Raw genomic sequence first — 20,123 nt, 5'->3', positions numbered from 1 at the left:
GCGATATATCTGCTTCGCAAGCATGGTTTGTATAATTCACTCAAATATTCCGACTTGGTCCACTAAGAATCCGATTCTGTTGCTCTGAACATAATTTTACGCCTACGCCAAAATAGGAGTTTGGTTCTAGAGAGATTGCTTGGATTCTAACTCGTGGCTTCGCGGGCATGTAGTTTTATTTAGTGCTATCGGCAATATCTAGAGTCACTCTTTTGTGACGCCCAATAAGCACCTGATTCAACAACAAATTCTTTATCGTTTTTTTTGTATATTTCCACATCAAGAGCTGTGGATTGGCGGCAAAACACCTTTCGATAATGAGCGGTAGAGCCGACATTGGATTTCTCATGAAATCCTTCAGCGCTAGCCAATTTTTCGATAGCTTTGCCGCTTTCTATTGTGTCAACAGGGCTATTCTTGGATATGGCATATCCGATGAATGTTCCTTTATTAATGGTTGCTTCTGAGGTCGTCGGCCAATTTGATGGCAGAGATGATCTTGCTGTCTTCTTAAGATCAGCCATGGCAACTTTATCAGAGCCGTCATGGCCCAGAATAATAGATAAAGCTATGGCTCCAAAAGCAACAAAAAAGGCTACTTTGAAGAAAATATTAGTTTTTTTACCAGCCACTTCCGATCCTCCACTTCTCTGTAGTGACTTCTCCGGGTGAAGCGCCAGCGCCAATGCCTAAACCCACTTCAGTAGCCGTACCTTGGCCAGGTGACCATGCAAAGGCGCCTCCAATTCCACGATAGCCACCTGCAGCCCCCATGCCAAAACCACCGATAAAATTGTCCACCTCGCTACCGCTTGGGTCGTCACATTGATTCAAGAATCCTGCCGACAGTGAGATTCCTGGGGTTCTAGTATTGTACGTCAAATAATTACGAGCAAATCCTCCCCCCACAAAAACTTTCCCACTACGTGACAGCGTAATTGAAAAACTGAAAACATAGAGGTCTGATTGAAGCTTAAAATAATCGGGGGTACGCTTCGGGCCATCCTCCCAAGACATTCGATGGCCGCCGTTATTAAACGACCCGACCGATTCGAGGCCATAAAAATCTATAGCTGACACGGGCCGCGATTGAGCATAGATAAAAGTGCCGCTCCCCCCTGCCAACCCAATCGGATCACTTTGCACATACCGCCCTGTACCCGGCTCATAGTCGCGGAAGTAGTTCTGATTGAGCCCACTCAGCGCGTCGTAACGCTGCCCCGGGAAACGCATGTCGAACACGAAGGCAGTGCCATCCTTGTCCGGGTCCTGATCCGGCGCGGTGGTGCCGAAGGCTTCGCCCTTCAGGTCCCAGCGCCAGATCGCCATGTCGCGGACCGGGTCGATCACCGCGCGTGGGGTGCCCAAGTGGTCCGGCTGCACGTAGCGCAGCGTGGTCTTGGCCAACACGCCCACCGGTAGGTCGTCCAGCCAGATCGCTTGTTGCACGACCGCGCCGTTGTTGTCGTAGTCGCCCAGCCAGTGGCCGCTCTCGTCGTACAGCGTATAGGTGTTGGTCTTGCCCACGCGACGCACCTGCTCGCCACGGCCGTTGTAGGCGTAGTTCGCCACGGTGGTGCCGCTGCGCTTGACCTGTGTCAGCCGGCCGTTGGCGCCATACACAAACTGCAGCGCCGTACCGCCGATGGCCGTGGTGTTACCAGCCGCATCGTAGCTGCGTGACGTACCAGCCACGCTGCTCAGGCGATGGCTGGTGGTCGGATAGCTGTAGGTCTGGGTAGTGGTATTGACCTTGGCACTGAGGCGGTTGCCGGTGGCGTCGTAGGTATAGCCGTCGATCACCGTGTCGGTCGGGCCGTCCTTGAACGCGGTCAGCCGGCCCAGCGGGTCGTAGTCCAGTTTGATGACCGGTGCGGTGTTGCCTGGTGCGGTCAGCGCACTGAGGTTGCCGACCGGGTCGAAGGCAAAGCCCACCGCCAGGCCATCGCTGCGGGTGTCATTGACCGCCAGCGGGCGGTAGTCCTGATCCAGCACACGCTGCATCGGACGGCCGTTGCCGTAGGTCCAGCCGGCCACCGGGCCGAACGGATAGTAGGTGGCCTGGTTCAGCAGCACCTGCCGGGTGCCGCCGGGTGTGGTCACCCCGACCTCAGTCGTCTGGCCCTGCGCGTTGCGCACGTAGTCCACCACCGCCCCATCCGGGTAGGTCAGCCGGCTCAGCTGCCCGGCCTTGGTGTAGGCATAGCGGACCACGAACACCTTGCCGTTGGCGGTCTGCACCTTGCGCACCAGATCGCCGAAGCGGTCGTAGCAGTAGTCGGTGCTGCCGCTGCCGTCCTGCATCCGGGTCAGACGACCCACGGCGTAGGTCTCGCCGCTGGCGCAGGTCGTCTGACTGACGTCGTAGGTATAGCTGACGTTGAGGCTGGTGGTCGGATAGGTGACCTGGGTCAGCCGGTTCAGCGCGTCGTAGCCGTAGCTGGTCTTGATGTTGCGCGCGTCGGTCTGGGTGGCGCGGTTGCCGGCACTGTCGTAGGTGTACATGGTGCTGCCGGTGTCCGGGCTGGTGAGCTTGGTCAGGTCGCCCAGGCCGTTGTAGGCGTAGGTGGTGTCCAGGCCCTTGGGATCGGTAACCTTGGTCAGGTTGTCCAGGGCGTCGTAACCGAAGGTGGTCTCGGCGGCGATGCCACCCACGTCCTGCAGCGTGCGCGCCAGGCGGTTGAGCGGGTCGTAGTCGTTCTGGGTGGCATGCCCGAGCGCGTCGGTGACGGCCTTGGTGTTGCCGTTGCCGTCGTAACCGAAGTCGGTCGGATCGCCCTGCGCGGTGGCCTGCGTGGCCAGTTGGCCGAGCTGGTTGTACACCCGCGAGAGCGTGCGCTTGAGCGTGCCCGACGCGTCCTTGGTGTCTTCCTTGAGCCGGTTGCCGGCATTGTCCAGGGCGTAGTGGATAGTATTGCCAGCGTTGTCGGCAATATCGGTCAGCCGGTGCGCTACGTCGTAAGTGAAGTGGGTGAACGCGCCATCGGGCTGCGTCACCTGCTTGACCAGGCCGGTCGGCCAGTAGTCGATCGCGGTGATGCGGTCGTCGCTCTCGCTGCTGTCGTCGGCTCCGCGTACCTTGCTGGCGGTCAGCCAGCCGCGCGGGTGGTACGTGTAGTCGGTGACCACACCGTTGGCGTCCTTCGCCGACAGGACGCGGCCGGCGCCGTCGTAGGCCAGGTACTCGGTGACCTGGCCGAGCGCGTTGGTCACCTTCCACAGGTCGCCCTTGCGGTGCGGGCAGGTGGTTGCGGACGTGGCGCAGGTGCTGTCGTCGGTGGCGTAGTAAGTGAAGCGGGTGATGTCGTTGACGTCGGTGCGCGCGCCATCGACCGTCTTGGGCAGGCCCAGGATCGGGCAGGAGCTGTCGGTCGCCGCCACGTCCGCCGCTTCGCAGTAGCTGTAGGTGATAGTGCGCTGCTTGCCGGTGGCCGTGTCGCTGCTCATCATCTGCACCGGCTGCAGGCGATCGTTGTAGCTGTAGGACAGGGTGCGCCCGCCGGTCTGCACCGACAGCAGGCGATTGCTGCCGGCCGCGGTGCGCGTCGTCGTGGTGCGCTCCTGCGGTTGCCCGACCGCCTCGCGTACAGTGTGGATGTTCACCGCGACACCGTTCTCGGTCGCTTCGGCATAGCTGTGCTGGGTCTGGATGCCACGGCGATCGGTGACGCTGCTGAGCCGGCGGCGGAAGTCGCTGGATTGGTCGTTGTAGCTGTACTGCAGCGTCCCGTCGGTCCTGGCGACGGTGGCGACCTTCGGCGAGGCACCGCCCGCTTCGGTCATCGTGTAATCGTTGACATCACCCAGCGCATCGGTGACGCGAGTACCGGCAGCCGAGTACGCCAACGTGATGCCGTCGATGCCACCAGCATGCTGGCTGGAGATCGCACGGCCGGCCTCGTCGTAGGCGAAGGTACTGAAGCGCTGGCCATCTTCCGTGGTCACGCCGGTCAGATGACGCGGGAAGCGCGTTTCCTCGTAGTGATAGATCCGGCTGTGGCCGTCGGCATAGGTGACGCTCGTCAGGCGCTGCTGGTCGTAGCCGTAGCTCGCTAGCTGCACCCCACCGGAGACGATGCCGGTGATCAGCGCATCGTCGTTGTCGTCGGCATACACCAGTTCGATGGAGCGCCCCTGCAGCGAGGCGATGCTCTGCAAGCGCCCACGCGTGTTGTAGCCATACACCAACCCACTGCCATCCTCGGCCATGCGCGAGACCAGCTTGCCCTTGACATCGAAGGTGTAGATCGCATCCTGGCGATACAGGACCCATTGGTCGCCATTGGCGACGATGCGTTCGTCCGAGGCATTGGCTGCGCGATACTCGGCTCCCAGCTTACGGAACGGCACGGCATAGCCGCTACCCTCGATCAGGCCCAGCGTATCGCCCTGGATTGTGAGGTGCAGACTGTGCGAGAAGGTCCAGCCGGGGCCGAATCCACCGGTATTCAGTGCAATGCCTGAGTGGTAGTAGCGCGTCAGGGTGATCCAGCCCAGATCCAGGTCGCGCTCGGTCTGGAATTTCTCGCCGGTCTTGACGTCGCAGGGGTTGCCGACCAAACCGGAGTGGCCGGCGCCAACTGGATTACCTGCCTTACCTTGCTCATCGCCGCATTGCAGAGTGGAGACTTCGATGGTGGCGAAGATCACTTTGTTCGTGCAGCCCTGATCACTGATGTGCCACTGTGTGTAAGGTCGCGCACACTCGGTACGTCTCTTTCGACTGATCGAATCTCCATAGGCATACGTATCGCTGCAGTCCTTAAAAAAAGCATTCACGGTAAACTGTCGCGCCTGCATTTCATACCCAACGTCATACTGCGGGTAAGGACCCGAACTGTTATCCCCCCAATTATTCCTTGGAACAATTTGCGGCGATCCGCACTGAGGTGCCTTTTGCCTCGCCCTCTGTTCAAGCAAAGCATAGGCATCTTGCTCAGTCGCTATCTTTTCCACATTCCCTGAGGTGTATACCCAATCTTCGTCCTTTGCCTTCTCACGTCCGAGCCAATACGTAATCAGCGTGGCACCATCCTCTCGAACAACTGAACTCTTGATAGTGTCCGCGTATTGATAGGCATCCTCCTGGTACTTAGGCCCAGGAATCGCCTTGATCGCCGCCTCCGCCTCCGACTGAGTGGTGTAGGTGCCGTGGTCACTGCCCTCCGCGTCGCGGACCACGAATTTCTGCTTCGGCCCTTCTGTCCCGGCGAATGCTGAACCCATGAACAGAAAGAACAGTGCCATTACCAGCACAAGGCGGCTGGCGCCGCCGGAGGTACGTTCGTGGTGCATCGTGTTCATCGCGCGTCCTTGCAAGAAGTCGATCAAGCCAATCGAGTCAGCGGTTGCCAACTGCCTATCCAGCCGGAGGCCGATCGACGCGCAACAGCGCGCGGCCAAAGACTCGGCAGTGTTATGGGAGAACCAAACAGGTGGAATGCCCGAGAGCGGGCAGTCGCGTCATCCCTGAGCGACGCAGTACAGCGAACGGGTGCACGCACGTTGCGCATACGACAATCCTTGTCATCACGGTGCGTGATGCTAGACGAGGGCGTGGCCGCCTGCAACCAACGCCATCGGGGACCCACCTACACTAAAGACGCGCCACATGACCCTCATCCTGCACACACGTTGGACTGCTCGGCGATGTCGCCGACAGGGGATAGACGACCCGGTGCTACAGTTGTCGACCATCTCCTCCACCGACTGTCCGCGACTGCGTCCATGCCCGAACTCCCCGAAGTCGAAACCACCCGGCGCGGCCTGGAGCCGCATCTGTCGGGGCGGCGCATCCATGGGGTGATCCTGCGACGGCCGGATCTGCGCTGGCCGATTCCGCCGGAAGTGGCCGAGCAGTTGCCGGGGCAGCGCATCGACGGCATCCGCCGGCGCGCGAAATACCTATTGCTGGATACCGCGGTCGGCAGTGCGCTGCTGCATCTGGGCATGTCCGGCAGCTTGCGTGTGCTGCCGGGCGATACGCCGCCGCGGGCGCACGACCACGTCGACATCAGCCTGGAAGACGGCCGGGTGCTCCGCTTCAACGATCCGCGCCGGTTCGGTTGCCTGCTGTGGCAGGCGCCGGGCGAGACCCACCCCTTGCTCGCCGAGCTGGGGCCGGAGCCGCTGTCGGATGCGTTCGACGGCGATCATCTGTTCCGGCTCAGTCGCGGCCGCACTGCGCCGGTCAAGACCTTCCTAATGGATCAGCGCATCGTGGTCGGGGTGGGTAACATCTACGCGGCCGAGAGTCTGTTCCAGGCGGGCATCAGTCCGCTGCGCGAGGCCGGCGACGTCTCGCGTGCCCGCTACGCACGCCTGGCCGAGGCAGCCAAGGCGATCCTGGGCCATGCGATCCAGCGCGGCGGCACGACCTTGCGCGACTTCATCAGCCCGGACGGGGCGCCGGGCTACTTCGAGCAGGAGCTGTCGGTCTACGGCCGCGAGGGCGAGGCCTGCAAGCGCTGCGGGCGCACGCTGCGCCACGCCAGCATCGGCCAGCGCGCCAGCGTCTGGTGTGGCCACTGCCAGCGCTGAGCAACGAACGAACGCGATCGCGCTGCACGCACCGACGAAGGCGGTGCGGCGTCTGCAGGGACACCGCTAGCACCGCGCTTCTTGCAGCGTCTCGGCACGATGGGCCGTCGCGACCGCGAGCGTGATTCAGCCGCGACGGGCCTTGCCGGTAACGCGTCGGCTCAAGCGCACATGTCAGTGGGCTTCTCGGCGGACCTTGTCGCGTCGTTAGCGGCTCCCGAAGACGCCTTGCCCACTCGGGCATAGCGACGCCGATGCGGTCGGGTCGGCAAACCGTGTCGCCCGGGCCTGCCGGCCCACTTCCTGCACGTCTGCGCCCGGGACGCGCTCCCACGGACACCATCACCGCCACCTTCGGCGCCGCTTGTCTATGATGGGCGTCCTTTTCTGTTTCGATCCCGGCCATGCAACGACGCGATTTCCTCAAGAACGCCGCCGCCGCCTTCGCCGCCATGGGCTTGCCGGCGATGCCGATGCTCGGCCAGGCGGCCCCTGCGGTGGGCCTGCGCCGCCTGGGCAAGCCGCAGCCGTTCGACTACGCCTGGCTCAAGGGCCATGCGCGGGCCATGGCCTATGCGCCGTACCAGAGCCACAAGCGGGTGCTGCCGGCGCCGGTGGAGGGCCTGACCTGGGACCAGTACCAGTCGATCCGCTACCGCCAGGACCATGCGTTGTGGGCGGCCGAGCAGGGCCCGAAGTTCCAGGCCAAGTTCTTTCACCTGGGCCTGTACTTCAAGACGCCAGTGCACATGTTCGACCTGGTCGACGGGCAGGCGCAGGAACTGGCCTACGACAGCGCGGCGTTCGATTACGGCAGCAGCGGGCTGAAGGGCAAGCCGCTGCCGAAGGAACTGGGCTTTGCCGGCTTCCGCCTCAACACCAAGCAGGACACCGAGCGCGACTTCGCCGCGTTCCTCGGCGCCAGCTACTTCCGTGCGGTGGGCAAGGAGGGCCAATACGGCCAGTCGGCGCGCGGGCTGGCGATCGATACCGGCACCGGCGGGCCGGAGGAATTCCCGGACTTCATCGCCTATTGGCTGGAGCAGCCCAAGGCCGGCTCGGACACGGTGGTGGTGTACGCGCTGCTGGATTCGCCCAGCGTGGCCGGCGCGTACCGCTTCGCGATCACCAATGGCGACGTGCTGCTGATGGACATCGACAGTGCGCTGTATCCGCGCAAGACAATCGAGCGGCTGGGCCTGGGCCCGTGCACCAGCATGTACCAGGTCGGCGAGAACGACCGCCGCATGGATTGGGACTGGCGTCCGGAGATCCACGACACCGACGGCCTGGCGATGTGGACCGGCGGCGGCGAGTGGATCTGGCGGCCGCTGTGCAATCCGCCGCACCTGCGCTTCAACATGTTCGTCGACGAGAACCCGCGCGGTTTCGGCCTGCTGCAGCGCGACCGCAACTTCGACCATTACCAGGACGACGGCGTGTTCTACGAGAAGCGCCCGTGCCTGTGGGTGGAGCCGAAGCAGGGCTGGGGCAAGGGCTCGGTGCAACTGGTGGAGATCCCCACCGTCGACGAGACCTTCGACAACATCGTCGCGTTCTGGAATCCGCAGGACAAGCCGCAGCCGGGCCAGGAGCTGCTGTTCGGCTACCGCCTGTACTGGGGCGCGCAGGCGCCGGCGTCCTCGCCGCTGGCGCATTGCGTGGCCACGCGCACCGGCCTGGGCGGCGTGGTCGGGCAGAAGCGGCACTATTTCTCCTGGCGCTTCGCGGTGGATTTCGCCGGTGGCGAACTGGCCAAGCTCGGCAAGGAGAAGGACGCCAAGGTCGAGGCGGTGCTGCAGCTCAACCGCGGCCGCACCGAGATCGTCTCGGCGCGGCCGTTGCACGAGATCTCCGGCTACCGCGCGATGTTCGACGTAGTGCCGCCGGACGACGGCACCGAGCAGATCGACATCCGCCTATACCTGCGCAGCGGCGAGCGCCCGCTCACCGAGACCTGGCTGTACCAGTGGACGCCGCCGCCGGCGGCCGAGCGCAAGCTGTATTGAGCGCAACCGCGCGCGGTGCTTGCCGGCATCGCGCGCGTGCTTGGATCGGGCATTGCGCTCGCATTTCAGTCCTGGCGCAGCCGGGTGTGCGAGCGTGGTGCGCATCGCGCGTCGCGGCTGAAGCCGCCCCTACAAGGATGCGCGGTCCCGGCAATGTGTTGCTGCGGGAGGGACTTCAGTCCCGACGCGGAAATGGCTCCGCATTCAGTGCTTGTCGGGTTCCTGCGGCGTCGGCGGCGGTGCGCCTTCCGTGCTGATGTCCTCGACATCGCCGATGTCGACCCGGCCCGGGGTGCGCCCGTCCCACACCTGGTCCTGCAGCTTCCAGTACGCGCTCGGCTCCCAGAACTGCTTGGCGTAGAACACTTCCGGATCGATGCTGCCGCCGCGCGGGCCGTTGATCGACAGCGGGCCGGCCGCGCCGGAATGGCCGAGCAGGCCGCCGGTGCTGCGCATCGCCTCGCGCCGCAATACCGCTTCCTGGCGCGGCTTGGCGACCTGGTCGCCGTATTCGACGAGCCCTTCCGATACCGGTGGCCGGCGCGATTCCACGCATGCTACCCGGCGCGATCCACAAACTGATGGCGCAGACACGGCGTCGGCCACGGCGCGTCCGTGGTGCCGTCCGGGTTACAGCGGCAAGGCGATCTGCAGCGGATCGATGCGGCCTTCGCCGCGCATGATCTTCTTGAACTCGGGGCGGCTGACCGACACGTAGCGCTCGTTGCCGCCGATCTCCACCTGCGGGCCGTCCTGCACCGCGTGGCCGTTCTCGTCCACGCGCACGGTCATCGTCGCCTTGCTGCCGGTGTGGCAGATGGTCTTGATCTCCTGCAGTTCGTCGGCCCAGGCCAGCAGGTACTGGCTGCCCTCGAACAGCTCGCCGCGGAAATCGGTGCGCAGGCCGTAGCACAGCACCGGGATGCGCAGCCGGTCGACCACTTCGCTGAGTTGCCAGACCTGGGCGCGGCTGAGGAACTGCGCCTCGTCCACCAGCACGCAATGCAGCGGCCCGTGGCTGGCGATGTCGGCCTCGAGGGTGGCCAGCAGATCGGTCTCGGCGACGAACGGCATGCCGTCGGCGCGCAGGCCGATGCGCGAGGCGACCACGCCGCTGCCGGCACGGTGGTCCAGCCGCGGCGTCAGGATCGCGGTGCGCATGCCGCGTTCGCGGTAGTTGTGCGCCGACTGCAGCAGCGTGGTGGTCTTGCCGGCGTTCATCGCCGAATAGTAGAAATACAGTTTCGCCATGCCGCCGATTCTAGCGCGGCGGCCGCGCGCCCCGGCCGGCCTGCGCTTGGCGAACCGGTTCAGCGCAGGGGGCACGGCGGGGACGTCGCCGCCGGCGGGCGCCCGGTACAATAGGCGGCCAAGGGAAGTCTTCATGCACGGTCTCAATCCTCCCCAACGCGCCGCGGTCCTGCATTGCGAGGGTCCGTTGCTGGTGCTGGCCGGCGCCGGCAGCGGCAAGACCCGTGTGATCGTGGAAAAGATCGCGCACCTGATCGCCAGCGGCCGTTACCCGGCCAAGCGCATCGCCGCGATCACCTTCACCAACAAGTCGGCCAAGGAAATGCGCGAGCGCGTGGCCAAGCGCATCCGCAGCGAGGCGGCCGACGGTCTGACCATCTGCACCTTCCACGCCCTGGGCCTGAAGTTCCTGCAGATCGAACACGCCGCGGTGGGTCTGAAGCGCGGCTTCTCGATCTTCGACGCCGACGATGCCGCCGCGCAGATCAAGGACCTGATGCCCGGCGCCAAGCCCGATGCCATCGAGGACGCCAAGAACCTGATCTCGCGTGCCAAGAACGCCGGGCTGTCGCCGGAACAGGCGATAGCGGCCGCGCGCAGCAACCGCGAGCAGGAAGCGGCCAGCCTGTACGAGCGCTACCAGGCGCGGCTGAGCACGTTCAACGCGGTGGACTTCGACGACCTGATCCGCCTGCCGGTGCAGGTGCTGGAGGAGAACGAGGACGTCGTGATGGCCTGGCGCGAACGCATCGGCTACCTGCTGGTGGACGAGAGCCAGGACACCAACGACGCGCAGTACCGGCTGCTGAAGATGCTGGCCGGCCCGCGCGGCAACTTCACCTGCGTGGGCGACGACGACCAGAGCATCTACGCCTGGCGCGGCGCCAACCCGGAAAACCTGATGCAGATGGGCCGCGACTACCCGGCCCTGCAGATCATCAAGCTGGAGCAGAACTACCGCTGCTCCAACCGCGTGCTGCGCGCGGCCAATGCCCTGATCGCGCACAACCCGCACGAGCACCTGAAGACGCTGTGGAGCGACCAGGCCGACGGCGAGCGCATCCGCGTGTGGGAGTGCCGCGACAGCGAGCACGAGGCCGAGAAGGTCGCCGCCGAGATCGCCTACCTGGGCACCGCCAAGCAGGTGCCGTGGAGCGACTTCTGCATCCTGTTCCGCGGCAACTTCCAGTCGCGGCCGCTCGAAAAAGCGCTGCAGATGGCCGGCGTGCCGTACCACATCACCGGCGGCACCGCGTTCCTGGAGCGGCAGGAGGTCAAGGACGTGCTGTCCTGGCTGCGCCTGCTGGTCAATCCCGACGACGACGCGGCGTTCCTGCGCGCGGTGCAGGCGCCCAAGCGCGAGGTCGGCGCGACCTCGCTGGCCAAGCTGGCCGAACTGGCTTCCGCCAAGCACCTGCCGATGTCGCGCGCGGCCGAGTCGGTGGGCGCGCTGCAGCAGTTGCCGCCGCGCGCGGCCAACGGCCTGAGCGACTTCGTCGACATCCTGCACGAACTGCGCACGGCCTCGACCACGCTGTCCTCGGCCGACGTGGTGCGCCAGCTCGCCGAGCAGTCGGGGCTGATCCGCGAGCTGCGCAGCCAGTGCAAGGACGAAGCGAGTTTCCAGCGTCGCCGCGGCAACCTGGAGGAACTGGCCAAGTGGTTCGAGGGCGGCCCGCGCGGCGCCACCGTCGGCGACCTGGCCGCGCAGCTGGCGCTGCTGTCGCGCAACGACAAGGACGACGGCGGCAACCAGGTGCGGATGATGACCATGCACGCGTCCAAGGGCCTGGAGTTCCGCTACGTGTTCATCGTCGGCTGCGAGGACGGCGTGCTGCCGCACGAGGTCAGCCTGGAAGAGGGCAACCTGCAGGAAGAGCGGCGCCTGCTGTACGTCGGCATCACCCGCGCCAAGGAGCAGCTGTGGATGAGCTACAGCAAGCTCACCCGCAAGTTCGGCGAGCATATCCGGCTCAAGCCCAGCCGCTTCTTCGACGAGATCCCGGCCGAGGAAATGCAGCGCGACGGCGCCGACCCGGTGGCCGACGCGGCGCGCAAGAAGGAGCGCGCCAATGCGGGGCTGGCGGCGATCCAGGCGTTGTTTGATTGAAGGCGGGGATTGGGGAGTTGGGATTGGGGATTCGTAACGGCGGGGTGTGCTGCGAGTGCGGTCGCTGGGGATGGGGCGTGCGGATGTGCGCAGGGGCTAGTCGGCTGTTCCTTCTCCCTGCGGGACCACGGCCCCCTTTTTGGGGGAAGGTGCCCCGAAGGGGCGGATGAGGGTACGGGCGAAGCCTCATCCGCCCACACTCCGCGAGTCGCTTCGCGCCGTACCCTCACCCCAACCCCTCTCCCGGAGGGAGAGGGGCTAATCGGCTATTCCTTCTCCCACCGGGACCACGGCCCCCTTTTTGGGGGAAGGTGCCCCGCAGGGGCGGATGAGGGTACGGGCGAAGCCTCGTGTACTCAGACTCCGTGGGGCGCTTCGCGCCGGACCCTCACCCCAACCCCTCTCCCGGGGGGAGAGGGGCTTAAGCAGGGGATTCACTGTTGGCTGCATATGCACCGTGGATAGGGCGTAGTCAGGCGCTTCTTTAGTTTTGCTTTGGAGGTTGCCGGCGTTCGCTCGTCGCGACTGAAGTCGCTCCCACAGTGAGCTTGCGGGAGTGGGCTGGAGACCCTGTGGGAGGGACTTCAGTCCCGACGCATTGCGCTGTGCCGAAGCCATTGGCGCCGCGCACTGCCGCAGGAGTTCCACCCGCAAAACGAGAACGGGCCGCGCAAGGCGGCCCGTCTCCGGTTCGACGCTTGTGCTGCTTACGCCGACAGGTGCTCGATCGCCGCGACACTGCCGAGGCGGTCGCCCAGGCGCTTGAGCAGGGCCAGGCGGTTGCGGCGCAGCGCTGGGTCGTCGGCGTTGACCATCACGCCGTCGAAGAACGCGTCCACCTGCGGGCGCAGCCGCGCCAGGAAGTTCAGCACGGTCACGTAGTCGTGCTGGCGCAGCGCGCCGTCGGTTTCGGCGATCGCCGCTTCCACCGCCTCGGCCAGCGCGCGCTCGGCCGGCTCGCGTAGCAGGCCCGCGTCGACCTGCGCCGGAATCTCGCCCTCGGCCTTGCGCAGGATGTTGCGGATGCGCTTGTTGGCCGCGGCCAGTGCCTCGGCCTCAGGCAACGCGGCGAAGGTGCCGATCGCGTCGATGCGGCGGTCGAAGTCGTACAGCGAGCCGAGCGCCGCAGTTGCTGGCGCCGTCGTAGGAGCGGCTTCAGCCGCGACCGAGAACAGCGCAGCCACCGCGTTGAACTGCGTTGCCGGGACACCCTTGTCGGCGTAGTAGCCGCGCAGGCGGTCGAGGATAAAGTCGAACAGTTCGGCCACCATCGGTGCCGCATCCAGTGTTGCGGCGGTCTGGCCGTGCTCGGCAAAGTGAGACTTCAGAACGTCGGCGACGAAACCACCGCTCGCGGAGGCGGTGGCAGCCGGGTTTGTGGTGGGTTGCCTCCCCGCTGCTTCCTTCTTCGGAGTGGTGGCGGCGACAGCGAGGAGCGCCTGCAGCGTAGCGACGGCAAGCAAATTGCGCAGATTCACATCGAACCCACTCTCAATCACCGTCCGCGCCAACCCCAGCGCATTGCGCCGCAGCGCGAACGGATCCTTGTTGCCGGTGGGCTTCAGCCCCGCGGCGAACCCGCCGGCCAGCGTGTCCAGACGTTCGGCGATCGCCAGCACCTTGCCCAGCGGCGACAGGGCGATGTCGTCGCCGGCGAAGCGCGGCTGGTAAGCCTCGTCGATCGCCAGGGCGATCTCGCTCGTCTCGCCCGCGGCGAGCGCGTAGTGGCGGCCGGCGATGCCCTGCAGTTCCGGGAATTCGTTGACCATGCGCGACTGCAGGTCGTTCTTGCTCAGTTCGGCGGCGCGGCGCGCCTGTGCCGGGTCCACGCCGACCTGCGCGGCGATCGCCTCGGCCAGCGCGGCCACGCGCTGCACCTTGTCGGCGATGCTGCCGAGCTTGGCCTGGTAGGTGACGCTGGCCAGGCCGGCGCCCATCGCCTCCAGGCCCTGCTTGAGGTCTTCGTCGAAGAAGAACTTGGCATCGGCGAAGCGCGGGCGGATCACCCGCTCGTAGCCCTTGGCCACTTCGGCCACATCGCGCGAGACGATGTTGGCGATGCCGATGAAGTGCTCGGTGAGCTTGCCGCCTGCATCGAGCACCGGGAAGAACTTCTGGTTGCTCTCCATGGTCTCGATCAGCGCTTCCTGCGGCACCGCCAGGAACGCCGGCTCGAACCTGCACAGCACCGCCGACGGCCATTCGACCAGGTTCACCACCTGCTCCAAGTTGTCCTCGGCGATGCGCGCGCTGCCGCCGGCCTCACGCGCGGCCTGTTCGACCTCGGCGACGATGCGCGCGCGGCGCACGTCGGGGTCCACCAGCACCTGCGCGGCCTGCAGTGCGGCCACGTAGTCGCCCGGCTGCGCCAGCGGCACCGGCGCGTCGTGCAGGAAGCGATGGCCGCGGCTGTCGCGGCCAGCCTCCACGCCGAACAGCGGCATCGGCACCACCTCGCTGCCGAACAGCAGCACCAGCCACTGCACCGGCCGCGCGAAACCGTAGTCGTGATCGCCCCAGCGCATCGGCTTGGGGATCGGCATCGCCGCGATCGCTTCGCGCAGGATCTCCGGCAGCAGCGTGGCGGTGCGCGCGCCCGGGTTCACCGCGCGGTGCACGAATCGCTCGCCCTTGGCGTCGCTGGTGCGCTCCAGCGCGGTCCAGTCGATCCCGGCCTTGGCGGCGAACCCCTGCAGCGCCTTGGTCGGCTGGCCGTCCGCGTCCAGCGCGATGTTGAGGTAGGGGCCGAGCACTTCCGCGCGCTGCTCCGGCTGCTCGACGGCCACACCCGGCAGCAGCACCGCCAACCGGCGCGGCGTGGACAGCGGCTTGGCGTCGCCACGCTCGACCGCGATGCCGCGCTTCTCCAGCCCGGCGATCACGCCGTCGAACAGCGCCTGGGCCAGGCCCGGCAATGCCTTGACCGGCAGTTCCTCGGTGCCCAGTTCGATCAGCAGGGGATGCATGCTCATATCACGTCCTTCCGGGTCGCCAGCAGGTCGCCGCGCCCAATCGATTTGTCTTTAGGCTTGCCGCGGCTATCGCGGTCGTCGCCGTTGATCGCCAGCAGCCACAATCCGGCCACCGGCAGCAGGAAGCAGCCGAACAGGAACCAGCCGAAGGCGCTGCGCCCGCGCTGCTGCGCCCACCAGGCGCAGAAGTAGCCGAACGCCACCGGCGCCGACCACAGCAGGCCGAGCACCACGAACAGTTCCCGATCAGGCCGCATCGGCCGTGCCTCAGCGCTTCACGCCGGGGAAGCCCAGCTTCTCGCGCTGCGCGTAGTAGGCCTTGGCCACCGCCTGCGCCAGCGCGCGCACGCGCAGGATGTAGCGCTGGCGTTCGGTCACCGAGATCGCGCGGCGTGCGTCGAGCAGGTTGAAGGCGTGGCTGGCCTTGGTCACCTGTTCGTAGGCCGGCAGCGGCAGCCCGACCTCGACCAGCGCCTGCGCTTCCTGCTCGCACGCGTCGAAACGGTGGAACAGTTCGGCCACGTTGGCGTGCTCGAAGTTGTACGCGCTCTGCTCCACCTCGTTCTGGTGGTAGACGTCGCCGTAGGTGACCGGCGTGCCGTCCGGGCCGTAGGTCCACACCAGGTCGTAAACGTTGTCGCAGTTCTGCAGGTACATGCACAGGCGCTCGAGCCCGTAGGTGATCTCGCCCAGCACCGGCTTGCACTCCAGGCCGCCGGCCTGCTGGAAGTAGGTGAACTGGGTGACTTCCATGCCGTTGAGCCACACCTCCCAGCCCAGGCCCCAGGCGCCGAGCGTCGGCGATTCCCAGTTGTCCTCGACGAAGCGCAGGTCGTGCACCAGCGGATCGATGCCCAGCGCCTTGAGCGAGTCCAGGTACAACTGCTGGATGTTGTCCGGGTTCGGCTTCATCGCCACCTGGTACTGGTAGTAGCGCTGCAGGCGGTTCGGATTCTCGCCGTAGCGGCCGTCGGTGGGGCGCCGGCTGGGCTGCACGTAGGCGGCGTTCCACGGCTCCGGTCCGAGCGCACGCAGGAACGTGGACGGATGGAAGGTGCCGGCGCCCACTTCCAGGTCCAGCGATTGGATCAGCACGCAGCCGTGCTGCGCCCAGAACTGGTTGAGGGTCTGGATCAGACCCTGGAACGTGATCGGTACGGACCGGGTGACGGACATCTAGCAGGGGCCGGTTGAGGGGTGCGCTAGTATAGCGACCGACTCGCGGGGACTTCCGCGCACCGGACCTGGACCATGGATTCGCGCCCTGCCGCGCCGCCCGCGTCGTCGCCCGCCGAGCCCACCGTGGCCTTGCCGCCGGGCCGGTTGAGCTTCGAGCGCGTGGCCGCCGCATTGCTCGCCGACGGCCTGGTCGCACCGGCCGAACGCGGCCGCGTGCAGTTCTCGGCGCAGACCGCGCGCACCGCCAGCGACGTGCATCCGCTGGTGCTGCTGTCCAACCTGAAACTGGCCGCCACCCGCCCGCCGGGCAGCGAACTGAGCCTGGAACGGCTGACCGAATGGCTGGCGCAGCGCTGCGGCCTGCGCTACCTGCGCATCGATCCGACCCGGGTCGACGTGGCCGCGGTCACCGGCGTGGTCTCGCACGCCTACGCGCGCCGCCACCGCATCCTGCCGCTGGCGCTGCAGCCCGAGCGCCTGCTGGTGGCGACCAGCGAACCGCTGGCGCTGGACTGGCTCAGCGACGTGCAGCACCTGGCGCGGCGGCGCATCGAGGTGGTGGTGGTCAACCCGCTGGACCTGCATCGCTACACGATGGAGTTCTTCGGCGTGACCCGCTCGGTGCGCGGCGCCAAGGACGGGCGCACCGAGCAGAGCAGCGGCCTGCCCAGCTTCGAGCAGCTGGTGGAACTGGGCCGCGGCGGCGACGTCAACGCCGACGACCACCACATCGTGCACATCGTCGACTGGCTGCTGCAGTACGCCTACGAGCAGCGCGCCAGCGACATCCACCTGGAGCCGCGGCGCGAGGCCGGGCGCATGCGCTTCCGCATCGACGGCGTGCTGCACAAGGTGCTGGAAGTGCCGCCGGCGGTGATGACCGCCATCGTCAGCCGCATCAAGGTGCTCGGGCGCATGGACCTGGCCGAGCGGCGGCGGCCGCAGGACGGGCGCATCAAGACCCGCTCGCCGGGCGGGCGCGAGACCGAGATGCGCCTGTCGACCATGCCCACCGCGTTCGGCGAGAAGTGCGTGATGCGCATCTTCGACCCGGATGCGGCGTTCAAGAGCGTGGACCAGCTCGGTTTCAGCCCGCAGGAAGCGGCCGGCTGGAACGCGCTGGTGGAGCGCCCGCACGGCATCGTGCTGGTCACCGGCCCCACCGGCTCGGGCAAGACCACCACGCTGTACTCCACGCTCAAGCGCCTGGCCACGCCGGACGTGAACGTGTGCAGCGTGGAAGACCCGATCGAAATGATCGCCACCGAGTTCAACCAGATGCAGGTGCAGGCCAACATCGACCTGGACTTCGCCAGCGGCGTGCGCACCCTGCTGCGGCAGGACCCGGACATCATCATGATCGGCGAGATCCGCGACCTGGAAACCGCGCAGATGGCGGTGCAGGCCTCGCTGACCGGACACCTGGTGCTGTCGACCCTGCACACCAACGACGCGCCCTCGGCGATCACCCGCCTGCTCGACCTGGGCGTGCCGCACTACCTGGTCGCCTCCACCCTCAACGGCGTGCTGGCGCAGCGCCTGGTGCGCACCCTGTGCAGCCACTGCAAGCGCCCGCACACGCTGGAGCCGCACGAATGGGACGCGCTGCGCGAACCGGGCGAGGCCTTGCCCGAGACGCTGCAACCCTACGCCCCGGTCGGCTGCCTGGAATGCCGCCGCACCGGCTACCTGGGCCGCGTGGGCCTGTACGAGCTGTTGCCGGTGACCCCGCGCCTGCGCACCCTGATCCGCGCCGACATGGACCTGGCCGGCTTCAGCCGCGCCGCCCAGGCCGAGGGCGTGCGCACCCTGCGCCGCGCGGGCCTGGAAAAGGTGGCCGCCGGGCTGACCACCATCGAGGAAGTGCTGTCGGTGCTGCCGCCGCGGGAGTGAGCGCCGGGCGCTTTCCCGCCTCATGATCGCCAGTTATATGGCTATGCCGCGCCCGCCGCGCCCCCTTGAACAATCCACGGCGACGGCGTCTAGAATCCCTCCATGCCGTTCGCTTCTCCCGTCCGTCGCCGTGCTGCGCCCTTCCTGATCCTCGAAACCGGCGAACCGGTGGCGACGATGCGACGCTACGGACGCTTCCCGCACTGGATCCGCGTTGCCGCCGGCCTGGCCGAGCGCGACACGGTGGTGGCCAATGTCGCCGCCGGGGAGGCCTTGCCGGCGCGGGACGACTTCGCCGGGGTGATCGTGACCGGCTCGGCGGCGTTCGTCACCGACCGCGCCGACTGGAGCGAGCGCTCGGCCGACTGGCTACGCGCGGCTGCCGAGGACGGCACGCCGCTGCTGGGCATCTGCTACGGCCACCAGCTGCTGGCGCACGCGTTGGGCGGGGAGGTGGCCTACAACCCGGCCGGGCGCGAATCGGGCACGGTGCATATCGAACTGCATCCGCCCGCCGCCGAGGATCCGCTGTTCGCCGGTCTGCCGGCGCGCTTCCCCGCGCATGCCACGCATCTGCAGACGGTGCTGCGCGCACCGGCCGGCGCCACGGTGCTGGCCCGCTCGGCGCAGGACCAGTGCCACGCGTTCCGCTGGGGCGAGGCGACCTGGGGCGTGCAGTTCCACCCGGAGTTCGCCACCCACCACATGCGCGGCTACGTGCAGGCGCGCGCGGACTGTCTACGCAGCGCTGGACGCTGCGCCCGTACCATCGCCCGCGAGGTCAGCGCCGCGCCGCTGGCACGCAAACTGTTGCGGCGCTTCGTTCAGCACGCACGCGGGCAGCACAGCAGCGGCCAGGCAAAACCGCGATAATCTGTGCAGTCGCCGCGCTGTACGGCGTCCCCCACTTCGGATTGGCAATGATCGAGATTCGCAAGCTGCCGGCCTCGGCCGGCGCGGAATGGCTGTTGGGTGGTGTGGCCCTGCTGCGACGGGCGCCGTGGGCACTGGGCCGGCTGGGGGTGATCTGGGGCCTGGCGACACTGCTTGCGGTGTTCCTCAGCGCGCTCCATCCGACCCTGGGCATGCTGGCGCAACTGCTGATGGGCCTGGCTGGGCCGTTGCTGTTCGGCGGGCTGGTGTGGGCCGCGCGCGAGGTCGACCAGGGCCGCAGCGCCGAGCCGGCGCACCTGCTGCAGGGCCTGCATGGCAACCGCGCGCCGAACCTGCTGGTGGCACTGCTGCCGCAGGTGGCGGTCGGGTTGGCGCTGGCGCTCCTGGCCGTGGTGGTGATCGGCCCGAGCGGACTGCAGCAGCTGAACACGGTGATCGACAAGTTCAACGAAATTGGCCAGTCCGGCGTGCAACCGGATCCACAGCAGGTGGAGCAACTCGTGGCCACCTTGCCGGCGCTGCGCATCCTGCTGTGGCTGATGCTGGTGGCGGTCGGCGTCGTGGCGGTGGCGCTGACCCTGTTCCTGTTCGCCCCCCAGGTGATGTTCGACGGCCGCAACGGCATCGTCGCGATCGGCCTGGGTCTGCGCGCCTGCCTGCACAATCTGCCGGCGCTGCTGGTGTTCTTCGTGCTCGCCTTCCTGGCCATGTTCGCGTTCTACTTCGCACTGACCGTGGTGATGCTGGTGCTGCAGCTGCTGGTCGGCACCACGATGGCGGCGCTGATCGCGCAGGTGCTGCTGATGGCGGTGCTGCCCCCAGCGATCGCCGGCATCGTGTACGTGGCCTGGAAGCAGATGTTCGTGCACGCCGGCGATGCCGCAGCCGTCGCGCCGCCAGCGAATGTCATCGAAGCCTGATCGCGGCTGACTCAGCGGCGCTCGCTGCCGTTACCGGGAGTGCGCTGGGCCGCCCGCGGAATCGCCTGCAGTTCGTCGATCACCCGCCTGGGTGCGCGCAGGCGGATCTGCACGGGGAACGATTCGTACACCACGACGCCCTCCACCACACCTTGCTCCTTCAGTTCCATGACCCGGGCCAGCACGGGGTCCGGGGATTGCGCGCTGCCGATAATCAGCGCGGATTCCAGCGGCTCGCGATTCGCGGCCGGCCCACTGCCCAGGCTGCAGCCCGCCAGCAGTAGCAGCGTCGCGACAAGCATTCGTCTCATTCCACCTCCTCCTGCAGCGCGGGTTCGGCCAACGCCGTGGTGCG

The 20,123-nt window shown here is 66.6% G+C and carries 14 protein-coding genes; 6 read left to right on the top strand and 8 right to left on the bottom strand.

Going from position 1 to position 20,123, the window contains the following annotated elements; genetic code table 11:
- Positions 1-185: 185 nt before the first annotated feature.
- Both AC1PLR_RS20980 and AC1PLR_RS20975 read right to left on the bottom strand, forming a co-directional pair.
- Complete coding sequence (locus tag AC1PLR_RS20980; protein WP_481102222.1) at positions 186-632, bottom strand: hypothetical protein; 447 nt, start codon at positions 630-632, stop codon at positions 186-188.
- Positions 622-5,304 (bottom strand): RHS repeat-associated core domain-containing protein, encoded by a 4,683-nt coding sequence (locus tag AC1PLR_RS20975; protein ID WP_481102221.1) that lies wholly within the window; start codon positions 5,302-5,304, stop codon positions 622-624. The genes AC1PLR_RS20980 and AC1PLR_RS20975 overlap by 11 nt, the downstream gene beginning before the upstream one ends.
- A gap of 423 nt (positions 5,305-5,727) precedes the next feature.
- On the opposite strand from AC1PLR_RS20975, the gene mutM reads away from it, so the two are divergent.
- Together mutM and AC1PLR_RS20965 are read left to right on the top strand one after the other, a co-directional pair.
- Positions 5,728-6,540: a bifunctional DNA-formamidopyrimidine glycosylase/DNA-(apurinic or apyrimidinic site) lyase gene (gene mutM, locus AC1PLR_RS20970; protein WP_481102220.1), complete on the top strand. Its 813-nt coding sequence runs from the start codon at positions 5,728-5,730 to the stop codon at positions 6,538-6,540.
- 404 nt (positions 6,541-6,944) lie between these two features.
- Positions 6,945-8,549 (top strand): OpgD/OpgG family glucan biosynthesis protein, encoded by a 1,605-nt coding sequence (locus AC1PLR_RS20965; RefSeq protein WP_481102219.1) that lies wholly within the window; start codon positions 6,945-6,947, stop codon positions 8,547-8,549.
- A 204-nt stretch (positions 8,550-8,753) separates the two neighbouring features.
- Here the strand turns inward: AC1PLR_RS20965 and AC1PLR_RS20960 are convergent, their stop codons facing one another.
- Positions 8,754-9,101, bottom strand: a complete 348-nt coding sequence (locus AC1PLR_RS20960; RefSeq protein ID WP_481102218.1) for a hypothetical protein — start codon at positions 9,099-9,101, stop codon at positions 8,754-8,756.
- A gap of 78 nt (positions 9,102-9,179) precedes the next feature.
- Positions 9,180-9,800 (bottom strand): thymidine kinase, encoded by a 621-nt coding sequence (locus AC1PLR_RS20955; RefSeq protein ID WP_017912189.1) that lies wholly within the window; start codon positions 9,798-9,800, stop codon positions 9,180-9,182.
- Positions 9,801-9,933: 133 nt separating this feature from the next.
- Between AC1PLR_RS20955 and rep the strand changes: the two genes are divergently transcribed.
- Positions 9,934-11,910, top strand: a complete 1,977-nt coding sequence (rep, locus tag AC1PLR_RS20950; protein WP_481102217.1) for a DNA helicase Rep — start codon at positions 9,934-9,936, stop codon at positions 11,908-11,910.
- 707 nt (positions 11,911-12,617) lie between these two features.
- Here rep and glyS read toward each other — a convergent pair.
- From glyS to glyQ, 3 genes are read right to left on the bottom strand one after another with little or no spacing between them, the layout of a single operon-like run.
- Entirely contained in the window at positions 12,618-14,882 is a 2,265-nt protein-coding gene (gene glyS / locus AC1PLR_RS20945; RefSeq protein WP_481102216.1) for a glycine--tRNA ligase subunit beta, read from the bottom strand.
- Positions 14,879-15,139 (bottom strand): hypothetical protein, encoded by a 261-nt coding sequence (locus tag AC1PLR_RS20940; RefSeq protein ID WP_267082394.1) that lies wholly within the window; start codon positions 15,137-15,139, stop codon positions 14,879-14,881. The genes glyS and AC1PLR_RS20940 overlap by 4 nt, the downstream gene beginning before the upstream one ends.
- 10 nt (positions 15,140-15,149) lie before the next feature.
- On the bottom strand, positions 15,150-16,058 hold the full coding sequence (gene glyQ / locus AC1PLR_RS20935) for a glycine--tRNA ligase subunit alpha (RefSeq protein WP_342074394.1): 909 nt from the start codon (positions 16,056-16,058) through the stop codon (positions 15,150-15,152).
- Between the two features lie 75 nt (positions 16,059-16,133).
- Here glyQ and AC1PLR_RS20930 point away from each other — a divergent pair, with 75 nt between their 5' ends.
- The 3 genes from AC1PLR_RS20930 (at position 16,134) to AC1PLR_RS20920 (ending at position 19,768) form a co-directional block, all read left to right on the top strand.
- Entirely contained in the window at positions 16,134-17,954 is a 1,821-nt protein-coding gene (locus tag AC1PLR_RS20930) for a GspE/PulE family protein (protein ID WP_481102215.1), read from the top strand.
- Positions 17,955-18,056: 102 nt separating this feature from the next.
- Positions 18,057-18,827 carry a glutamine amidotransferase gene (locus AC1PLR_RS20925; RefSeq protein WP_371181009.1) on the top strand — a complete coding sequence of 257 codons (771 nt, stop codon included), beginning with the start codon at positions 18,057-18,059 and terminating at the stop codon, positions 18,825-18,827.
- Between the two features lie 47 nt (positions 18,828-18,874).
- Positions 18,875-19,768: a BPSS1780 family membrane protein gene (locus AC1PLR_RS20920; protein WP_019800343.1), complete on the top strand. Its 894-nt coding sequence runs from the start codon at positions 18,875-18,877 to the stop codon at positions 19,766-19,768.
- A gap of 11 nt (positions 19,769-19,779) precedes the next feature.
- On the opposite strand, the gene AC1PLR_RS20915 is transcribed toward AC1PLR_RS20920, so the two are convergent.
- Positions 19,780-20,070: a hypothetical protein gene (locus AC1PLR_RS20915; RefSeq protein WP_481102214.1), complete on the bottom strand. Its 291-nt coding sequence runs from the start codon at positions 20,068-20,070 to the stop codon at positions 19,780-19,782.
- Positions 20,071-20,123 lie beyond the last annotated feature (53 nt).

This window comes from Xanthomonas sp. NCPPB 3570 (assembly GCF_056725115.1).
The sequence above is the reverse complement of the archived record's forward strand: the minus strand, read 5'-3'. Positions and strand labels throughout refer to the sequence as shown.